This is a genomic window from Hymenobacter montanus (genome assembly GCF_014699115.1).
Classification (GTDB): Bacteria; Bacteroidota; Bacteroidia; order Cytophagales; family Hymenobacteraceae; genus Hymenobacter; species Hymenobacter montanus.
Genome location: NZ_JACXAD010000031.1, coordinates 17,158 through 34,628, shown reverse-complemented (window position 1 = coordinate 34,628; position 17,471 = coordinate 17,158). Strand labels below are relative to the sequence as shown.

Here is a 17,471-nt window from a genome sequence, read left to right as displayed (position 1 = left end):
GTAGTCAGCTAATTGGTCGTTTCGGTCACCAACGCTTTCGACGCCAGCAGCTGACGGCGGGAAATGCGGCTCTGAGACACTCCCAAAAAAATGCTCAGCAGCGCCGAAAAGCCGGCTAAGGCCCCGATAAGCAAGGTATTGCCAATGGCCGCAAACCGAATCACGAACAGCGTAACCAGCAGATTAAGCAAACCCAGCAGGAGTACAGTGCTGATCTGCTGAAAGCCCATGGCCAGGATGCGGTGATGAATGTGATTTTTATCGGGGGAGAACGGGGAGCGGCCCGCCAGCATCCGCACCGAGAAAACGCGCAGGGTATCGAACAAGGGAACGAACAGAATGCCAACGGCTACCGACGGCGACGAAGAAGCAAACGGCTGGCCCACCCGCAGGCCCATCTCGATGAACTGGATGGCCAGCACCGACACAATAAAGCCGCAGACCAGGGAGCCGGTGTCGCCCATGAAAATAGGCGCCCGGTGAAAATTATAACGCAGGAACCCCAGCAGGCCCCCAATGAGGCAAACGGCCACGAAGGCGTAGTTGCCGTAGCCGGGGCCGCCGTACACATAGAAATAGTAGCCAAAAGTGCCGCAGATAATCAGGACGATGGTACCAGCCAGGCCGTCGAGACCATCGATAAGATTGATCGCGTTGGTGATGCCCACGATGACGCCCAAGGTGAAAGCATAGCTAATACCGATGGGCAAGGTGCCAACGCCCAGGATGCCCTGGAAGCTGGTGATGCGAACATCCGCCATAATCATCACGATGCCGGTGGCCAGTAGCTGCCCCACGAATTTCTTGGCCACTGACATCCCCACCAGGTCATCCTTCAAGCCCACGAAAAACAAGATGATGCAGCCCGCCAGCAGCTCTTTCACCCCATTTTGAAGCGGCGCGAAGATGGTGAGGGCCGACATAAAGCCCGCGAATACTGCCACGCCGCCCAGGCGGGGAGTTAACGACTGGTGCACGGTGCGCCCGTTGGGCGTGTCGAGCATATTTTTAAGATGGGCAATGTAGATAATGGACGGCACGGCGAATAAGGAGACCAGCATCGCCCACATCCAGGCCAAGCTTAATGGAATAGCGAAAGAATTCATATGCAATACATAAAGGCCGGTAGAAAGCCCGCTCGAGCAGCGGGGCCAGTGAAAAGAAGGAGGGTTTTAGCCATGTAGTACCCCCATCCGGTTGAGCAGCGCGATGTGGGTGAAGTTGTCGGCGACAATGGAGTCGGGCACGAAAATGAACTTCTTGTCAAATATCTGCGGGCCGCGGTAATAGCTGACCCAGTATTGGTTATTGAGGTGGAACAGCGCCGCTTCGATTGGCTCGACGGGCACGGCGGTGTGAGGGGGAACCTCCTCGAATAAGTAACGCAAGGTGGAAGTGCGAACCTTCTCCCCACCGGGCTGCTCGCCGTAGCCGTTGGCGTTTACAATAACGTTTTGCAGCGGGAAGGCATTGTGATTAAGCAGATATACTTGCCAAACCGGTTGCCCGGCGGGCGTGAGGGCTTCCTCATCGGGGACTACGGCAATGGAAACGCCTTCTACTGGGTCGAAAGAAATGTCTTGCTTCACGGGACCGCAGATTTGATGAGTTTAAACGGGTTGTGAGAAATCAGTGGGAAGGCTAGCAATGGTATTCAAACGAGTTGGGCGCCGAGCAAACGGGCCAAGTGAGACACCAGCCGCTCTTGCACGCCGGCCACCGAAACAGACGCGGGGTCTTCCAACTCTTGTGCCAGGGAAGTTACCGCTTTGTCGCTAATGCCGCAGGGCACAATGTGGCCAAAGTAGGTGAGATCAGGGTTGACATTCAGGGCAAAGCCGTGGAGGGTGACCCAGCGGCTGCATTTCACGCCGAGGGCACAGATCTTTCGCGGGTTGGGCGCATTGGTTTCCCAGTCGAGCCATACGCCCGTGAGACCGGTAATGCGCCCGGCGTTCAGGCCGTATTCGGCCAGCGTGAGGATGACGGCTTCCTCCAGCGTACGTAAGTACCAATGGATGTCGGGCCGAAAGTTGTCGAGGTCGAGAATTGGATAGCCCACCAGCTGGCCCGGCCCGTGGTAGGTGATGTCGCCGCCGCGGTTGATGCGGTGGAAGCTGGCGCCGTGAGCGGCTAAGCCTTCCTCGTTGAGCAGCAGGTGCTCGGGTTTGCCACTTTTGCCTAGGGTATAAGTATGCGGGTGCTCGCAGAGCAACAGGTGGTTGGGCGTAACGGCGGGCGCGGCACCGGTCGTTTCGGCGGCGCGGTTTTGGGTTTTAATGGCGAGGGTGGCCGCCATCAGCTCTTCCTGAAGCTGCCACGTGGGAGCGTACTGAACCAACCCCAGGCGGTGGACGCGCACCGCCCGGGCCGGCAAAGCAGTGCTGGCTCCGGAGGGCATGGCGGCGAGCAGCGGCGGGGAGAACGGTTCTGCGAGGGCGGCCATGAGCGGATGTTTATGACAATTGGACACAAAGGTACTAACCACCGTAAGCTTTAGCGGCCGGCTCCCGCGGCCGGGCGCCGGCTGTGGGGCGGCGGGCCGATATGGTGCACTTTCTGCCGGCCGGTGGCTTCTGGTATGAAAACCAGCGCTTAGCTTGCCGGCTCTTATCGAGTAAATTCACCTCCTGGCGGTCCTAGCCGCTGGCATTGTACTGTATGGCTCACGCTCCTCACGAACTTGGCCAAGCGGGCGAAACGGCGGCGGCCGACTACTTCCGAAGCCAAGGCTACGAGATACTGGCCCGGGGTTACCGCCACGGGCGGGCCGAAGTAGATTTGGTGTTGCGGCGCGCGGCTGAGCTACTGGTTTTCGTGGAAGTCAAGACCCGCTCCTCCGGCCAGTACGGGCCACCGGAGACGTTTGTCTCGGTCCGAAAGAAGGAGCTGTTTCGCCGGGCGGCAACGCATTTACAGGAGGAAATAGACTGGACCGGTGATATCCGGTTCGACATCGTCGCCCTCACTCTATTGCGGCAGGGGTTTCGAATCGAGCACTTTGAAGATGCGTTTTTTTAACCTGGGCGGGAGAAACCTACAGCCATTGCCTCGCTTCGCTTACCCAGAGGCAGGCGCTGCTATTTAGCCCGCTTCGGGGTCGCTTTCGGGGCGGCGCGGGGCACGGGCCGGTGTTGGCCCGGCCGGTCTACGGCTTCGGCCTGGCCGCGCTTATCGATGTTCTTTTCCTTGTCGTAGATGATGGTAGCGTTGCGGTTGTACTCGCGGATGAGCTCAGGTTCGGTTACCTCCGGGTCGTAGCCCGATTCGCCGTACTGGTACTCGTAGCGGCGGCGGCCTCGGAAGCCCCAGTACTTGGTCCAGACCCCTACCCGGCGGCCGTTTTCGAACTGACCCCGCCAATCAGGCTGCCCATTGATGAGAAACTTGGCGTAATCGCCTTCGAGCTTGCCATTCACGTAAGGAACCACTTCGTTGATGAGGCTACGGTCTTCGCCGTAGTAGCTCACGTTGGCGTCGCGCGGGAAGCCCATCTCGTAGTGGGTTTTGGCGAGCAGCACGCCATTTTTATCGAACCGCTCCCAGCGCAGGTGGCGGGTGCCGAGGTAGTAGTACCCCGTTTCGAGCACCTTGTTGTTTTGGAGCTTCTTATAAGGGCCGTGCAGGACTTTGAGCGTGGGAACATCGTCTTCCAATGCGGCCATTTTCAGCACTTTGCGCTTCTTGGTGTCGTAGTAATAATGGGCCGGGGCGTAGGCATTGAGCGTTTTGGGGTCTTTCAAGAAGTAGAAGACCTCAATGATCTGGTTGCGCCCTTTCGGACCGGACTTGGCAAAGGCGCGCTTGATTCTCTCCCCCAGAAAAACGTTCTTCTTTTTCTTCTTGGTCTTGCGCTGGGCGTCCTTTTCAGCGTTCTTGGCGAGGCGCTCCTGCTCTTTGGTGAGCACGACTTTGCGGGCGGTACTGAGCGAAGGCTTGCCGTTAACCGAGTCGCGAGTGAGGACGAGGGTGTCAGCCAGCCCGGTAAGGGGCTGGTCGGGGTTGCTGTTGAAGGATATCGTTTTGCGGGTACACCCCCACGCCAGCAGCGTGAACAGCACCAACGCAAGGCCCAAAGAACGCAGCGGCCGCAGCCCCAGACGGAAAATACGCATGAATAGCACGGAATTATTTCGCGGCATCAACGCAAAGGTATACCGGTTTGGTGCCCTCCCGCTCAGGCAACAAGCTGAAGCGCTGGTAAGCGAGCCGTTTCGGCGGCTCCCGCTCGGCCGCAAGGCCTTGTTTTCGCACCCGGTTATTTCATCACTTCACTGTTTACCTTCCGGCTAGCTACGTCGAGCTGCTGGCCCGGCACCAGCAGATGTAGCTGCAAACCATGGCCGCTAATGAACTGCCCCTCGCTGGTGTTCGGCAAACTGTTGTGGGTGGCCTGCGCCGCATCCACCACCACCACTACTCCGTCGCCGAACACCTCGGCCGTCTGGTTGGGACGAATGACGAGGCCCGTTTCCTCGCTTAGCCCGATGCCGAGCAGCCGGGGCTGGGCCAGCACCGCGTGTAACAGGCGCGGGTAGCGGGCCCGCTCGGCAAAATGCTGGTCGAGCAGCACTCCTCGCAACAGGCCCAGGCCGGGCTGCACTTCGATGCGGCCGCCGAGTAAGCTGCGCCAGCCATAGCCATCCACCAGCATAAACTCCGCCATAGCTGCGGCTCCGGCGCTGGTACCGGCCACAATGAAGTTGGCCTCGTGCTGGTACTTGTCTTTGAGCACGGCTAAAAACTCGGTATTCCGCAAGAAGTCGGTGATGCGCTCCTGGTCGCCACCGCTCAGGAAGACGAGCGTGGCGTTGCGCAGACGGGCCAGCGTGGCGGGGTCGTCGGCGGGGTGAGTTTCATCTACCCGCAGGTGCCGGACGTTCGGGCAATTCAACTGGTGCAAGGAGTGGGCATAGGCGGCGGCGGTGCGGGCGGGCTGGCGGCGAGTTGCCGTAGTGAGCACCTCAATGCTCGCCGATTGGTCGAGCAGCAAACCAGCCAGCAAGGTCAGCATGGGGTCGTCGTCGCCGCCCCCCAGTAGCACGAGGGTACCGCGGGGCGCGATAGTGGAAGAGGCAGCAGCAACGGGCATCGGCACGGAATAGAGGTGTAAGAGGAAAAGCTGGACCGCGGCGCGGCCGGGGCCCCGCTGGTCCTAACGGGAATTTTTGGCCCGAAGCTATGCTTTCGTTCTACTTTTGTGTTACGGTTACCCATTCTGTCCTTCAACCTGCTTGCCTAGCGAAGCACCCTCCGCCCCTCTTTTCATGCCGCCGCAGACCCTGGAAACCATCACGTCCCTGATTCAGGAGGGGGAATTTTTCAAGCTAAAGCAGGTGCTCCGCGACTTTCAGCCGTCGGAGCTGGTAGCCCTTATTGAGGAAGAGGAGGAGCGGGAGCAGCTCATTATTTTTCGGCTGCTACCGCTGAAGCTGGCTACGGAGGTGTTCGAATACCTCGACCTGGAAGTACAGCGGCACTTTCTCGCCAACCTGGCCCAGGATAAGATGGCCGACATCCTCAACGAGATGTCGCCGGACGACCGGACCACCCTGCTGGAGTTTCTGCCCGCCAACTTCGTGGCCGAGCTCGTGCAAAGCCTTTCCGAGGAAGAGCGCAAGGTAACCTTGCAGCTGCTGGGCTACCCCGAGTACTCGGTCGGCCGCCTGATGACGCCGGACTACATTGCCATCCGCGAGAACTGGACGGTGCAACAGGTGCTCGACTACATTCGCCAACACGGGGGGCAGTCCGAAACGCTGAGCATGCTCTACGTCACCGACACACACGGCGTGCTGATTGACGACATCCGCATCCGCGAGTTTCTGCTGGCAGCCCCTACCGCCCGGGTGCGCGACCTCATGGACCGCCGCTTCGTGCAGCTTAATGCCGACCAGGACCAGGAAGATGCCATCGACGTGTTCCGGCGCAACGACCGCAATGCCCTGCCCGTGGTCAGCGACCAGGGCATTCTGCTCGGCATCGTGACCATCGACGACATCCTGAGCATTCGCGAGCAGGAAGACACCGAGGACATGCAGAAGCTCGGGGGCTCCGAAGCCCTCGACGAGCCGTACCTGGCCACGCCCCTCCTGCGCATGGTGCAGAAGCGTGCCGGCTGGCTGGTGGTGCTGTTTTTGGGCGAGCTGCTCACGGCTTCGGCCATGCAGTTTTTTGAGGGAGAGCTGCAAAAGGCCATCGTGTTGGTGCAGTTCATCCCGCTCATCATCAGCTCGGGCGGCAACTCGGGCTCGCAGGCCACCTCACTCATCATTCGGGCCATGGCGCTGGGCGAATTCACGCTCAGCGAATGGTGGCGGGTGCTGCGGCGCGAGCTGCTGTCGGGACTGGCCCTGGGCGTCATTCTGGGGATTGTCGGTTTCGCGCGCATCGCCGTGTGGCAAACCATCACGCCCATTTATGGCCCGCACTGGCTGATGGTAGCTCTTACGGTAGGCATTGCGCTGGTGGGCATCGTGCTGTGGGGCTCGTTGGCCGGCTCCATGCTGCCACTGCTGCTCAAGAAGCTGGGCCTGGACCCGGCTACCTCCTCCGCCCCTTTCGTGGCCACGCTCGTGGACGTGACCGGGCTGATTATCTATTTCACGGTGGCGCTGGTGATGCTGCACGGCACGCTGCTGTAGCCTACTAGCTGTCAGGAGGCGCTGAGGAGGTAAAGCAAGTGGTGGAATGTTTCGCTTCTTGCCACTCCATAGAACATGCGCTGCACGTAGATGGGCGTCACCTGCTGTACCTACTTAACGATGTAAACAAGGCCACCGACGCGCGGGCTCGGGTCATCAAATGGGTAGGTCAACCTGATCCTGGACGTGCTGACAACCTGCTGGATGCATGGGCTGCCTCCGTCATTAAGCACTACTCAGCTGATGTCGTGCTCCTCGGCAGCTTGGGAAGCAGTCCCTTGGAAATAATGAGTTTAGCTATGACCCGTTGCACACACTACTGCAAAAGACTTCAGCGCGCCAAAAACATAAACTACTCTTACCTTCGCGCCTATTCCAGCTTGCGGCGGCTGGCCTTCTTCTCACCCTGGATTTTCTTGCTTTCCAAGCGTTTGCGTACGGCGGCTTTGCTAGGCTTGGTAGCCTTACGGGGTTTGGGCCGACGCAGGCTCTTTTGCAAGAGCTCGTAGAAGCGGGCGAGCGCAATTTCCTTGTTGCGCACCTGGCTCCGGTCGGTTTGGGACGTTACCAGGAGCAGTCCTTCGGCGGTAAGCCGATTACCCAGCTTCTCCAGAATCAGGACCTTCTGGCTGTCGGTCAGCACTTGGGATTCGCGTAACGGAAAGCGCAGCTCTACGCGGGATTCAACCTTGTTCACGCTCTGTCCGCCGGGCCCACTGGCGCGGCTGGTCTGGAAGGTAATTTCGGGCAGGAAAGCGGCGACGGGGGCGAGCATGGGAAGCTCCAGCCAGTAGCTGGAGAGTGGTGGTATGGTAAAAAATCCTCTATCCTGATCTTGATCAACGATCTATTCGTTCCTTCTATTTCTGTTTAAGTTACTTGCTGTTCATTATTCGTTATTTCTCTCCCGTCTTTCGATTTACACATGTTTATCATAAAATATATTATCATGAAAACCATAAAACACCAACTAGTTATTTGAAATTTTAGAGGAAATGGTTCCTGATTGATTAAATCAGGGTATTTATAATAGCGGAGGCCCTCATCTATACTTTTTACTTTTACTATGTAGTTCATCCTGATTACAGTGTAAATCAATAATATTGTTTGCGCGACAACAATAAATAAGCGTTGATATACATTTTTTAAATGATTATCTACTATTATGACTGCTAGAATAAGAGTCGATAATGTTAATAAAAGATATTTATAAGAATTAGCTTCTCCTCCCCATAGCAGATTATCAGTATCTATAAACCCAAAACACTCTTTCTGAAGGATCAGTAATAGAATTAGTAATGCTATAAGAAATATATGTGCGAGCAATTTCTTCATTCCGCCTGATCAGAAGATTGCTTCAAAGCATTTACATATTGAGCATTCCCCACCTTTATACTCCGGCAATTTATCCGAACTTTTTAATCGGTAGGATGAAGCAAACGGCGCGGGCCGCGCTCGGATTATGAAGGTTGCCGCTACTTCTCCAATAGCATAGCTCCGTAGGAGTACCCGCCGCCAAAAACCGTGATAATCACCTTGTCGCCGCCCCGAAGCTTGTGCCAAACCTCGGCCAGGCCGATGGCCGCGCCGGCGCAGCCGGTGTTGCCGAGCCGCTCAATGTTGCTCACGGCCCGGGCCGGGTCGATGCCGAGCTGCTTGGTTACATTTTTAGAGATGCGCAGATTGGCCTGGTGCGGGATGAGGTACGTGAGCTCGGGGGCCGGGATGCGGTGCTTGTCGAGCAGCGTTTGGGTTACCCGGGCCATATAGATGCAGGCCTGTTGAAACACGTCGCGGCCAAAGGGCATCACAATGCCTCGCTCTACTGGCTTGAGGGTCACCGATTCGTCGGCCTTGCTTACCGGGGCGGCGCCGCCGGTGATGACCTCGGCAATACGCAGGTCGTCGGGGGTAAGGCGCTCCTTGGAGATGAGCAGGGCCGCGGCCCCGTCGCCCCACAGGTGGCCGGCCATGGTGTCTTCCTCGTTGTTATAGGCCGTGTTGTGTTCGCTCACCACCACTACGGCGTGAGTGGCCTTGCCCATGGCGAAATAGCCTTCCACGATTTCTACCGCATTCAGAAGCGACGAGCAGGCCGAGGAGATGGAGACCGTTGGGATTTCATTTACCCCTAAGTCGCGCTGGACGGCGTGGGCCGCCGTAAAAATAGTGTCGTGGGGCGTGTAAGTGCCCACCACAATAAGATCGACCTGCTCCGGGGCGAAGGCGGGCGTGGCGGCCAGCGCGGCGCGGCTGGCGGCCACGGCCATGGTATTGGTATTTTCGCCAGGAGCGGCTTTGCGACGCTCCTGAATGCCGGTTCGCTCAATTATCCACTCACTGGCCAAGCCATTAAGGCGGGTGAAGTGAGCATTGGTAACAACTGCTTCCGGAAGGTAAGCAGCCACATGGTGAAGATACACAGGGTGTTGTTGGGTGGGAGATTCTAGCCTGCCTTTTAGCGGAACAAAGGTACGGCCCCCAGCCCGCGGCGGTCAGACCCGTGCGATGTTATGCCCGAATTTTACACCATCGCTGTTCACACGGCGGAGCCCAAAGCAGCGGCCCCGTCCAGCGATAAGTCGGGCAAGCTCCAACAAGAAATGGGAAAGGCTCGTGGAAGCTACCCACGGGTGGGCTCGCCTTACACCACCGTCTGGATAGCTAGCGACCATCGGCTAATGAGGCAACCAAGGCCGCTAAAATTAGCCAACCTGTGGAATTACGCCGGCCCTATTTCACTCCTCGCCAGCAGATAGCTCGGTAAGGGGCGCGCCGGAATGAGCCCAGGCGTAAAATATCAGAGGCAGCAAAACGAGCGGCAATTAAAGTTAAGTAGCGAAAACACAGCACATAACCCATTGTCTTCAATAGTCTTACGCGCATCCAGGAACACGCCGTCGGCCGCCCTAGCCTAGAACTCGACGTGCAGGCGCACTGCCACCACGTGCACTGGTCCACTACGGTCGCGGTTGTATGCCGGGTTGACCACAAGCTGGTAATCGGGGCTGATGGCCGCGTGATATTTCGGCAGACCGATGCTGTAATACACCTCGCCGATGCGTTCGGGGCCATAGTAGTTGAGCGCACCATCGCCCACGATGAACCCATAGCCACCGGCTGCTAAGTAAGCGCGATGCTCGGGGCTGATGCCGTTCACGACCACGGCCGCGCCGAAGCGGTCGTCGGGCCGTTGCCAGCGGGCCCCGGTGCTCACCGCCCCCAGGCAAGCACTACGGTCTATTTCGGTGAAGGCCCAGGTTTCATTTTTGCCGTCGTTGTAGCTAATGCGGGCGAATAGGGTTACCTCCTTGGTGACTTCCTGCTCCGCGTTCAGCGCAAAGCCGACTTTGGTGTGGCCATCGCGGTGCACGCTGGTCACATCGGGCCGCTCGCCGGAGCCCTGGCCCACCGCCACGGCCGTGCGGTAGGAACCCATGGCCGCAACGTTGCGGAAGCCCAATGCCCGCACCGTACCCTGGTGGCCGCCCAGGTTATAGACCTTGGTGAACTCCAGCGTTTCGGCGTGCGCCGTGCCGTAGTGCCAGTCCAGCACCGGGCCGTTCGCCAGGGTGGGCACCAGGGTGGAAGCGAAGCGCAGGGCAAAACTCGGGGTTACGTATTCGAGCACGCCGCCCACGGTGTAGCCGCGGGTATTAGCCGCGTAGTCCCAGGCCCCGGCGCTCATCAGGCTCCAGTTCAGAAACTGGGTGCGCGGGTCGTGCGAGCAACTGTTTTGGTCGAAGAAATCGGCGACACTGAACTTGCCTAAATTCACGGCGAGATAGTGCGTGGGGCGCGGACCAGCCAACTGGTTAAGGTCATCCTCCTCGGCCTCGGTGTCGGGGCCGAGGGCAAAGGTTTGCCGCAGGTACAGCCGCGCCAGGTACAGGCTCGGGGCGGGGTCGCCGATGCGGAAGGTTTCGCCATTAACGAAGCCCGCAATGCCCCGGGCCCCGCTCAAGCCGCTCCCGCCGGCCACCTCGGGGTTGAAGTAAAGAGCCCCTCCTTGCCACAGCCGCCGGCCGATAAACAACGTCGACGTGAACGAGAGCTTGGCCGATTCGCGGTCGGCGAGGCTATAATCGCCCGAATAGGACGTGTTCAGGTCATTATGCCACTGATTAACGAGGGTTTGCTGGAAGTGCAGGCTCCAGTTGGGGGCAGGCGCCAGGGGGCCATTAGGCAGACGCATGGGTTCCTGAGCGGGCGCGGCGTTGGGGGGCGTGGCAGGAGTGGCAGTACCGGACGGCACCACCTGGGCCAGGACAGCCCCGGGCAATGCCGACAGGAGTAGCAGTAGGGTTAAGCGCAAAACAAAGATGAAGATTTAGTGAGGTTTATAACCAGTAAATAAAATTCTTACTGCCGTTTTCAATGCGTCGGCAAAGGAAAGCAGTAAATATTTTGCTGAGCGACAAGCCAGGCAAAGGCAGCCCCGGGCGCAGACTCAGGCTCGGCAGCTTCCGGCTTTTAATTCATCGGCTCGGCTCTCGCGGGTGAGGGGCCCCCTTCGCGGCATAAATACTGAATGCCCCAGCCCAGCAGCTCGGTGAATACCGAGCGCACTCGCTGCCCTTGTTCGGTGAGGCTGTAGTCGACGCGTGGCGGCACCACTTGGTGAATGGTGCGGGCCACGATGCCGTCGGTCTCCAATTCGCGCAGTTCTTGAATGAGCATCTTCTCAGTGATTTCGGGCATCAGGCGACGCAGTTCGCCGTAACGGCGGGGCTCGTCGAGGAGATAAGACAGAATCAGCAGCTTCCACTTGCCACCCAGCACGTTGAGGGTGGTGCGCACGGGGCAAACCAAGTCGCGCTTGGCGCGAATGGCGGTCCAATGAGCTTCGGCTTGCTGCTGTTTGGTGAGCTTAGCCATAAATTTATGAGCTTGATTGTTAACAATTCTACCCTTAGAGTAAGTACCCTACTTTTTAGTTGGTACTTGCTAAAAGCGAAAGTAAGCATCAACCTTTGCCGAGCCGGAGAGCAACTCCGCTTCCGCTCAACTTCTCGATTTTATATGTCCAAGAAAATCACCGTGCTCGGCGCCACTGGCAATATCGGTACCGCCCTCACTCACCGCTTGCTGGAACAAGGCCACCAGGTTACGGCCGTGGCCCGACCCAGCGCTCGCCTGGAGGCCTTGCAAGCGGCCGGTGCCGCTATCAAAGCCGGCAATGCACACGACGTAGCATTCCTCACCGAGGCCCTGCGCGGGGCCGATGCGGCTTTTTTAATGATTCCGCCCAACCTAGCCGCGCCCGATGCGCTGGCTCATATGCACCAAATTGGCGAAGCTACGGCCACGGCGGTGCGCGCTGCCGGCCTGCCCGCCGCCGTGCACCTGAGCAGCATTGGGGCTGATGAACCAGCCGGCACCGGCCCAGTAGTGGGCCTGTACCACCAGGAGGCGCGCCTCAACGCCATTGAGGGCTTGGCCGTAACGCACCTGCGCCCGGCCTACTTCATGGAAAATCTGCTGGCCAACATCGGCCTGATTCAGCACCTGGGCATTGTTGGTTCGGCCATGCGGCCCGACCTGCGCTTTCCCATGGTTGCCACCCGCGACATTGCGGCCCGGGCCGCTGAGCTGCTGGCCGGCAGCCTCGAAAACCGCCGCGTCGAGTACTTGCTCGGTCCCCAAAACTACTCGCAGCAAGACGCCGCCACCGCCATCGGCACCGCCATTGGCCGGCCCGAGTTGTCCTACGTACAGTTTTCGTACGACGACGCCAAGCAGGGCATGCGGCAGGTCGGGTTGAGCGAAAGCATGGCTAACCTGTACGACGAGATGACCCGCAACATCAACGAGGAAAAGGTAATGGTGGCCGCCCCGCGCGACGCTCGTAGCACCACGCCCACCACGCTGCAAGAATTTGCTCAAACGGTGTTTGCCCCGGCATTCAAAGCGGCTACGGCCGGCGCGCCCGCCACGGCCTAAGCCAGCAGTAAGTCAGGTTCTTGACTAGTGTCAAGTCGTAAAAATGAGGTAACCAGCTCTTATTGCAGTTCTCACCTAGGAGGAAGGAATTAAAAATTAAAAATGAAGAATTAAAAATTGACCAGCCGATTTTTAATTCTTCATTTTTAATTTTTAATTCCTAAAAAACCGCCCCCTGACTGGAGAACCGCTCTCAAATGCCGGGCGCAGGCAAGCCATTTGGTTGAGCGGCTCGGCCGGACGGGCCAGCCTCGCGCGACGGGAATAGGGTAACTGCCGAACAGATTTTGCGTTTCCAAAGCCTCCCCGCTCAGCCGGGGAGGCTTTCGCTATTTTTGCCTCATGCCTTTGCTTCATCACCTCGACCAAGGTCAGGGCGCGCCCCTGGTTATCCTCCACGGCCTGTTTGGCACCCTCGACAATTGGCAGACCCTGGCCCGACGCTGGGCTACCGAAGCCGGCCTGCGCGTGGTGAGCGTCGATTTGCGCAACCATGGCCGCTCGTTCCATAGCCCCGAGCACTCCTATTCCCTCATGGTGGAAGACGTACTGGCGCTGTTCAACCACCTGCAGTTAGGTAGCGACCTCACCCTACTCGGCCACAGCATGGGAGGCAAAGTAGCCATGCGGTTGGCCCTGGACTATCCCGAACAGCTGGCCCGGCTCATTGTCATCGACGTTGCCCCGCGCTTTTCCGACATGCACCACCAGGACAGCATCCTGGCTGGCCTGCACGCCGTGAACCTTGCCACCATTAGCAACCGGCAGGAAGCCGATGCGGCGCTGGCGCCGCACGTGCCGACTTTGGGCACCCGGCAGTTTTTACTGAAGAATCTTTATCGCAGGGAAGACAACTCCTTTGCCTGGCGCATCAACCTTGACGTGCTGGCCGCGCAATTGCCGGCCATTGGCGAGGCGATAGAGAGCCCCGTCCCCTTTGTCAAGCCGGCCCTGTTCATCCGGGGTGGCAAATCGGACTACATATCGACGGAAGATAAGCTGTACGGCATCCCATCCCTGTTTCCCAACTCAGAAGTGGCCACGGTGCCGGACGCCGGCCACTGGGTGCACGCCGAGCAGCCGGAGGTGGTATTTCAGTTGGTGCAGGCCTTTACGCAACAGTAGCTTGCCGCATTGGCCTAATCATAGTTCTAAGGCCATACTCAATCCACTATCAACACCCAGGTGGCACAGCGGTTGCCCGTTCTCTTTGAATCGGCGGCCGCTGACACCAAGGTGCAGGCTACCCACAAGAACCAGGCAGTCCTGGGTATTGCCGAACTGAAGCTCGTGCAGGAAATTTCGCAGCCGCCCAGGCACCAGGAAGCGTTATCCTAAAGCGCACCACATACAAAACGCTATTATACCAGTTTTTAAAGACTGGTAATAGAGAAACGGCAGCGACACTACGGTACTTCCGAAACAGTAATACGCCACCCAAAAACGATAACTGGGATGATATAACTACCCGCTATGCTCAGCAATTCCGAGGCATTCCAACGGCTGAAAGTAAAGAGCGTATAGCACAAATCCATTCGTACACAAAACCAACTATTAAGTATGATTTACCCTACGAAACGAAATCAATCCAAATATCAAACCAATAAGCCGTTACACGCTAAAATAGTATAAGGAAGCTGCTTTTGCTGCGAATTACAACAAAGGACGTAAGGTGCCTAACTATTATCTGTTCCGAAAAGCCCTGTTACTGTACCCCACCCCCTCCGCCCCTGATGGGATGGCTCCCCTTAGGTCCAGCAGTCTCACTGTGTATCCGACCTCAGATGTATGACCAAGCAACCAGACAAAAAAACGTGGGCACCACAGCCGTAAAATTTTTACAAAACTTTTTTAGGGAGGGGGAGCATTTATAATCAAAAGCCAGTTCCATCAATATTAAGACATGAGCTTATTAAAGATACCTTTTTGCATCAGTTATAATCTCTAATTCAAAATCAGTTAATTCATACTTGCTTTCATCAAAGTCTTTCAAATTTGCTAATACATCGTCCAGGTTACCATTTGGCTTTAGCCCACCCTGGATTTTTTGTGCTAACTGAAAGGGGATTCCATATTCGTCAAGTGCTACTAAAGTAGGGTCAGCAAAGAGGCACTCTAACTGACTTGCAAAAGTTAAATAATCCCCTGGCTCAAGGCCAAGGTTACTAAAAATCTCTTTTTGTATCGCATGAAGCGCTCTAAGGTACTTGGGAAAGTTATGTGTTGCCCAAAGCCGAACAAAGTTGAGTTCATCATCGATTTTATCGCTTATTTGCTCATTGCTATCGCTATATAGCACCCTTGCTCTGATAATCCTTTGCAAGGATTTGTGTTGCACAACCCGATTTACTCTGTAGGCTAAACTTTTGCCTGACATGACACTTCTAGTGCCTCTTGCCTTATGCAGGTGTTTCCAAATTAATAAGCAAGCTTGTAACAGTTGGTCATAGGTAGGTTTATCCTGCCAATTCAGTGCGTAATAATATTCCCCAATATTATCAATAATATCTTGCGCTAAAGCCAATTGAGATTCCGGAGCTATATTATGGTTACTTTTTATAAGTTCTATAGAAAGCAAGCTCTGCTCTTTTAGGAAAGCTAACTTATATTCAGAGTTTAAGCTTAAATCTTCCGAATTGATTTGAATCAAAAGTTTAGATGGCACATCGTTAGCCTGATTTAAAATTGGGAAATCTACAAATAGCTCATTCGGCAGTGGACGGTCATGAAACAAAAATATTCGGCCTACAAAATGTTGATACATACGGCCTGAGCGACCGCATATATTATTAAATGTAAAGAAATCTAATCTCCTTTGAGCAACTATATTATCGTAGATAACGACGTTTTTAGCTTTAGTATTGACGCCTTCAATCAAAGTTGATGTACAGATAAGCGTATGGATTTTTCCTTCATTAAAAAGCTTAACTATTATCTGTGAAACCGATCGAGGCATTTTACCATGATGAACTCCTACTCCTTTGGATATGATGAAAGGCAGGTTCCACGAAGGATGAAAGTTTTCCTCAAGCCACCCAACAAAACCTTGGTTAGAATTTTCGGAATTTGACTCACGCGCAATTCTCAAAGCGACCTTATTTGCGCTTTGAGGTGAGGCACAATACACTAAAGTAGGTTCGCCGTTTAGATTTCGACATAAATTCACAAGTACGTCCAGGTTCTGCCCCTTTGGAACTGGGACCCTAATGAATTCTGATATAACTGTTTTAAACAATAACTTTTTGAAAGTATAATGAATCGTTTCAGGTAAAACCACCCCTTCTATAGCTGGACCAAGTAGATAAAATTGAGCGTTAGTTTTATAAAGCTTATAGAAAGCATGATTAAGCACATAGCTTCTATCTTGGTCAATCGCAGTGGGGCTTAACTTATAAAATTCATCTATAATGAATAGGTCGATTGGAGAATTCAAAAATTCAACTACTCTCTCTTGAGTAAGAACGAACAGATTTTTCTCAGACTTACTTTGAGAAGCGTGAGTAATAATTTTATAGTCTTTGTAAGAAGATAACCGCTTTCTAGTTTCATCTATCAGAGCAATCGTTGGCAAAATAATAGCGATATTGTTATATTTTCTAGAAGCAACTAGGGCATCGATAATTAAGCTCTTACCAAAAGATGTTGGCGCACTTAAAATAACATTTTCACCTTCAAGAATGGAATAGAAAACCTCCGCTTGAGGTCTGTGAAAAACTATCTCATCATTAGCTAAACCTTCTGGCTTGAAAAAGAAGTAAGCAAATGTCTCAGCATAAGAAGCTTCTTCCAAGTTCATATATGGGAAGAGGCCCACCTTGCGAGCAAGTGCATTAATTAGTTTTTTCGCCTCTACTATAGGGAAACTTTCTTTTTTTTCAAGCAAACGCAATACAACATCTTGAGCGTACTCACTCTGAGCATCATTTACAATATTGTTAGCTTCCTTCAGAATCTCATACTGGTTAGTCAGCATGATATCTGTAGTAGATAATTGCGCCATAATGGATTCATAAATTTCTTTCATCTTTGATTACCTTTTAAAATCTCGTCAAACTCAGTTAATAAGCTTTGTTTATCTTTCATAGGGAACAAGAACAAGAGCACCTTAACCTTTATCTCTTTGTTCTTTTCTTCAAACTTTACCCTGATTTTATTTACTTCATTAATAAATGCTTGCTTATAGTCTTGGTCAACAGCGCTGAAACTTGAGAATAGCTCTGACTCATAAGCAAGCAGAACAGGAATACAGATTGAGTCGAACACTTCATCTAATGAAGTATTGCGGTGAAGAAGCTTCTTTAACTTTTCTGCATGCGGCCAATTAGGGTCGATTTTATTATTAATTGCTATAAATTCACCTTCCAGGTATTCATCGGATAGATGAGTTACTAACTCCTGCGAAACGTCGTATATCGCCCTGGTAATATCCTCATATAATTTGACTTCTCCTATCCACAACTCCAAATTATCCCCTGAATCAACTACGTGTACCACATCGAACCCTTTCACGGTATCGTTCGGGCTATCCTTATAAAACATTTTACTAATTGCCGGCAAGGTCCCAAAGGTTTGCCTTATGATAGCATGTAAAAGCAGTTCTCCAATTTCTCCCCTCTTTTCGTACTTATCGGATTTGTAAAAGTTCCTGGCCGCTTGCCTAGCTCTTGCCATCATGTTATGAGGGCCAATGCTGGTTAGTTCGGTCCAATCCAGAGAAAATTCTGGAAGCCACTCCATTAAATGAGATGCCAACCCCTTATGGCGCCAGTCTCCCCTTGAAAACCCCGCGCACAGACCCAAAACCCCGCGTAAATCATTTAAGTCTTGTATCCTCACCTCTAAGAAAGGGTCAGGAGTAGGTAGAAGTGGCATAGTAGATATACT

At 54.5% G+C, this 17,471-nt stretch carries 16 protein-coding genes; 5 read left to right on the top strand and 11 right to left on the bottom strand.

Features of this window, described 5'->3' with window-relative positions; translation table 11 throughout:
* Positions 1-8 precede the first annotated feature (8 nt).
* The 3 genes from IC235_RS20295 to lipB form a co-directional block, all read right to left on the bottom strand.
* Positions 9-1,106, bottom strand: a complete 1,098-nt coding sequence (locus IC235_RS20295) for an MraY family glycosyltransferase (protein ID WP_191007040.1) — start codon at positions 1,104-1,106, stop codon at positions 9-11.
* A gap of 66 nt (positions 1,107-1,172) precedes the next feature.
* Positions 1,173-1,589 carry a hypothetical protein gene (locus tag IC235_RS20290; RefSeq protein ID WP_191007039.1) on the bottom strand — a complete coding sequence of 139 codons (417 nt, stop codon included), beginning with the start codon at positions 1,587-1,589 and terminating at the stop codon, positions 1,173-1,175.
* A 65-nt stretch (positions 1,590-1,654) separates the two neighbouring features.
* The gene (gene lipB / locus IC235_RS20285) at positions 1,655-2,401 is read right to left on the bottom strand and encodes a lipoyl(octanoyl) transferase LipB (RefSeq protein ID WP_191007063.1); all 747 of its coding nucleotides are present in this window, start codon (positions 2,399-2,401) and stop codon (positions 1,655-1,657) included.
* A 260-nt stretch (positions 2,402-2,661) separates the two neighbouring features.
* Here lipB and IC235_RS20280 point away from each other — a divergent pair, with 260 nt between their 5' ends.
* On the top strand, positions 2,662-3,021 hold the full coding sequence (locus IC235_RS20280; protein ID WP_191007038.1) for a YraN family protein: 360 nt from the start codon (positions 2,662-2,664) through the stop codon (positions 3,019-3,021).
* A 59-nt stretch (positions 3,022-3,080) separates the two neighbouring features.
* Here IC235_RS20280 and IC235_RS20275 read toward each other — a convergent pair whose 3' ends face one another.
* A complete protein-coding gene (locus tag IC235_RS20275; RefSeq protein WP_191007037.1) occupies positions 3,081-4,115 on the bottom strand; it encodes a toxin-antitoxin system YwqK family antitoxin in 1,035 nt (344 codons plus the stop codon).
* A gap of 143 nt (positions 4,116-4,258) precedes the next feature.
* Entirely contained in the window at positions 4,259-5,092 is an 834-nt protein-coding gene (locus IC235_RS20270) for a cyanophycinase (RefSeq protein WP_191007036.1), read from the bottom strand.
* A 175-nt stretch (positions 5,093-5,267) separates the two neighbouring features.
* On the opposite strand from IC235_RS20270, the gene mgtE reads away from it, so the two are divergent.
* Entirely contained in the window at positions 5,268-6,644 is a 1,377-nt protein-coding gene (gene mgtE / locus IC235_RS20265) for a magnesium transporter (protein ID WP_191007035.1), read from the top strand.
* Positions 6,645-7,014: 370 nt separating this feature from the next.
* Here mgtE and arfB read toward each other — a convergent pair whose 3' ends face one another.
* The 4 genes from arfB to IC235_RS20245 form a co-directional block, all read right to left on the bottom strand.
* Complete coding sequence (gene arfB / locus IC235_RS20260; RefSeq protein ID WP_191007034.1) at positions 7,015-7,419, bottom strand: alternative ribosome rescue aminoacyl-tRNA hydrolase ArfB; 405 nt, start codon at positions 7,417-7,419, stop codon at positions 7,015-7,017.
* Between the two features lie 700 nt (positions 7,420-8,119).
* On the bottom strand, positions 8,120-9,067 hold the full coding sequence (locus IC235_RS20255; RefSeq protein ID WP_191007033.1) for a 3-oxoacyl-ACP synthase III family protein: 948 nt from the start codon (positions 9,065-9,067) through the stop codon (positions 8,120-8,122).
* A gap of 491 nt (positions 9,068-9,558) precedes the next feature.
* Positions 9,559-10,959, bottom strand: a complete 1,401-nt coding sequence (locus IC235_RS20250; protein ID WP_223847448.1) for a carbohydrate porin — start codon at positions 10,957-10,959, stop codon at positions 9,559-9,561.
* 158 nt (positions 10,960-11,117) lie between these two features.
* Positions 11,118-11,522, bottom strand: a complete 405-nt coding sequence (locus IC235_RS20245; protein ID WP_191007032.1) for a winged helix-turn-helix transcriptional regulator — start codon at positions 11,520-11,522, stop codon at positions 11,118-11,120.
* Positions 11,523-11,666: 144 nt separating this feature from the next.
* On the opposite strand from IC235_RS20245, the gene IC235_RS20240 reads away from it, so the two are divergent.
* From IC235_RS20240 to IC235_RS22305, 3 genes are all read left to right on the top strand, one after another.
* Positions 11,667-12,587 carry an NmrA family NAD(P)-binding protein gene (locus IC235_RS20240; RefSeq protein ID WP_191007031.1) on the top strand — a complete coding sequence of 307 codons (921 nt, stop codon included), beginning with the start codon at positions 11,667-11,669 and terminating at the stop codon, positions 12,585-12,587.
* Positions 12,588-12,929: 342 nt separating this feature from the next.
* Positions 12,930-13,712, top strand: coding sequence for an alpha/beta fold hydrolase (locus IC235_RS20235; RefSeq protein ID WP_191007030.1), 783 nt, complete (start codon positions 12,930-12,932; stop codon positions 13,710-13,712).
* Between the two features lie 72 nt (positions 13,713-13,784).
* Positions 13,785-13,925 (top strand): hypothetical protein, encoded by a 141-nt coding sequence (locus IC235_RS22305; protein WP_223847447.1) that lies wholly within the window; start codon positions 13,785-13,787, stop codon positions 13,923-13,925.
* A gap of 574 nt (positions 13,926-14,499) precedes the next feature.
* On the opposite strand, the gene IC235_RS20230 is transcribed toward IC235_RS22305, so the two are convergent.
* Both IC235_RS20230 and IC235_RS20225 read right to left on the bottom strand, forming a co-directional pair.
* Positions 14,500-16,611, bottom strand: a complete 2,112-nt coding sequence (locus IC235_RS20230) for a DEAD/DEAH box helicase (RefSeq protein ID WP_191007029.1) — start codon at positions 16,609-16,611, stop codon at positions 14,500-14,502.
* Positions 16,608-17,459 (bottom strand): HamA C-terminal domain-containing protein, encoded by an 852-nt coding sequence (locus tag IC235_RS20225; RefSeq protein ID WP_191007028.1) that lies wholly within the window; start codon positions 17,457-17,459, stop codon positions 16,608-16,610. The genes IC235_RS20230 and IC235_RS20225 overlap by 4 nt, the downstream gene beginning before the upstream one ends.
* Positions 17,460-17,471 lie beyond the last annotated feature (12 nt).

Coding starts and splice junctions, on each gene's coding strand:
- lipB (WP_191007063.1), bottom strand. CDS start 2,401: ATGCCCTCCGGAGCCAGCACTGCTTTGCCGGCCCGGGCGGTGCGCGTC.
- IC235_RS20245 (WP_191007032.1), bottom strand. CDS start 11,522: ATGGCTAAGCTCACCAAACAGCAGCAAGCCGAAGCTCATTGGACCGCC.
- IC235_RS20280 (WP_191007038.1), top strand. CDS start 2,662: ATGGCTCACGCTCCTCACGAACTTGGCCAAGCGGGCGAAACGGCGGCG.
- IC235_RS20295 (WP_191007040.1), bottom strand. CDS start 1,106: ATGAATTCTTTCGCTATTCCATTAAGCTTGGCCTGGATGTGGGCGATG.
- arfB (WP_191007034.1), bottom strand. CDS start 7,419: ATGCTCGCCCCCGTCGCCGCTTTCCTGCCCGAAATTACCTTCCAGACC.
- IC235_RS20235 (WP_191007030.1), top strand. CDS start 12,930: ATGCCTTTGCTTCATCACCTCGACCAAGGTCAGGGCGCGCCCCTGGTT.
- IC235_RS20225 (WP_191007028.1), bottom strand. CDS start 17,459: ATGCCACTTCTACCTACTCCTGACCCTTTCTTAGAGGTGAGGATACAA.
- mgtE (WP_191007035.1), top strand. CDS start 5,268: ATGCCGCCGCAGACCCTGGAAACCATCACGTCCCTGATTCAGGAGGGG.
- IC235_RS20275 (WP_191007037.1), bottom strand. CDS start 4,115: ATGCGTATTTTCCGTCTGGGGCTGCGGCCGCTGCGTTCTTTGGGCCTT.
- IC235_RS20270 (WP_191007036.1), bottom strand. CDS start 5,092: ATGCCCGTTGCTGCTGCCTCTTCCACTATCGCGCCCCGCGGTACCCTC.
- IC235_RS20230 (WP_191007029.1), bottom strand. CDS start 16,611: ATGAAAGAAATTTATGAATCCATTATGGCGCAATTATCTACTACAGAT.
- IC235_RS20240 (WP_191007031.1), top strand. CDS start 11,667: ATGTCCAAGAAAATCACCGTGCTCGGCGCCACTGGCAATATCGGTACC.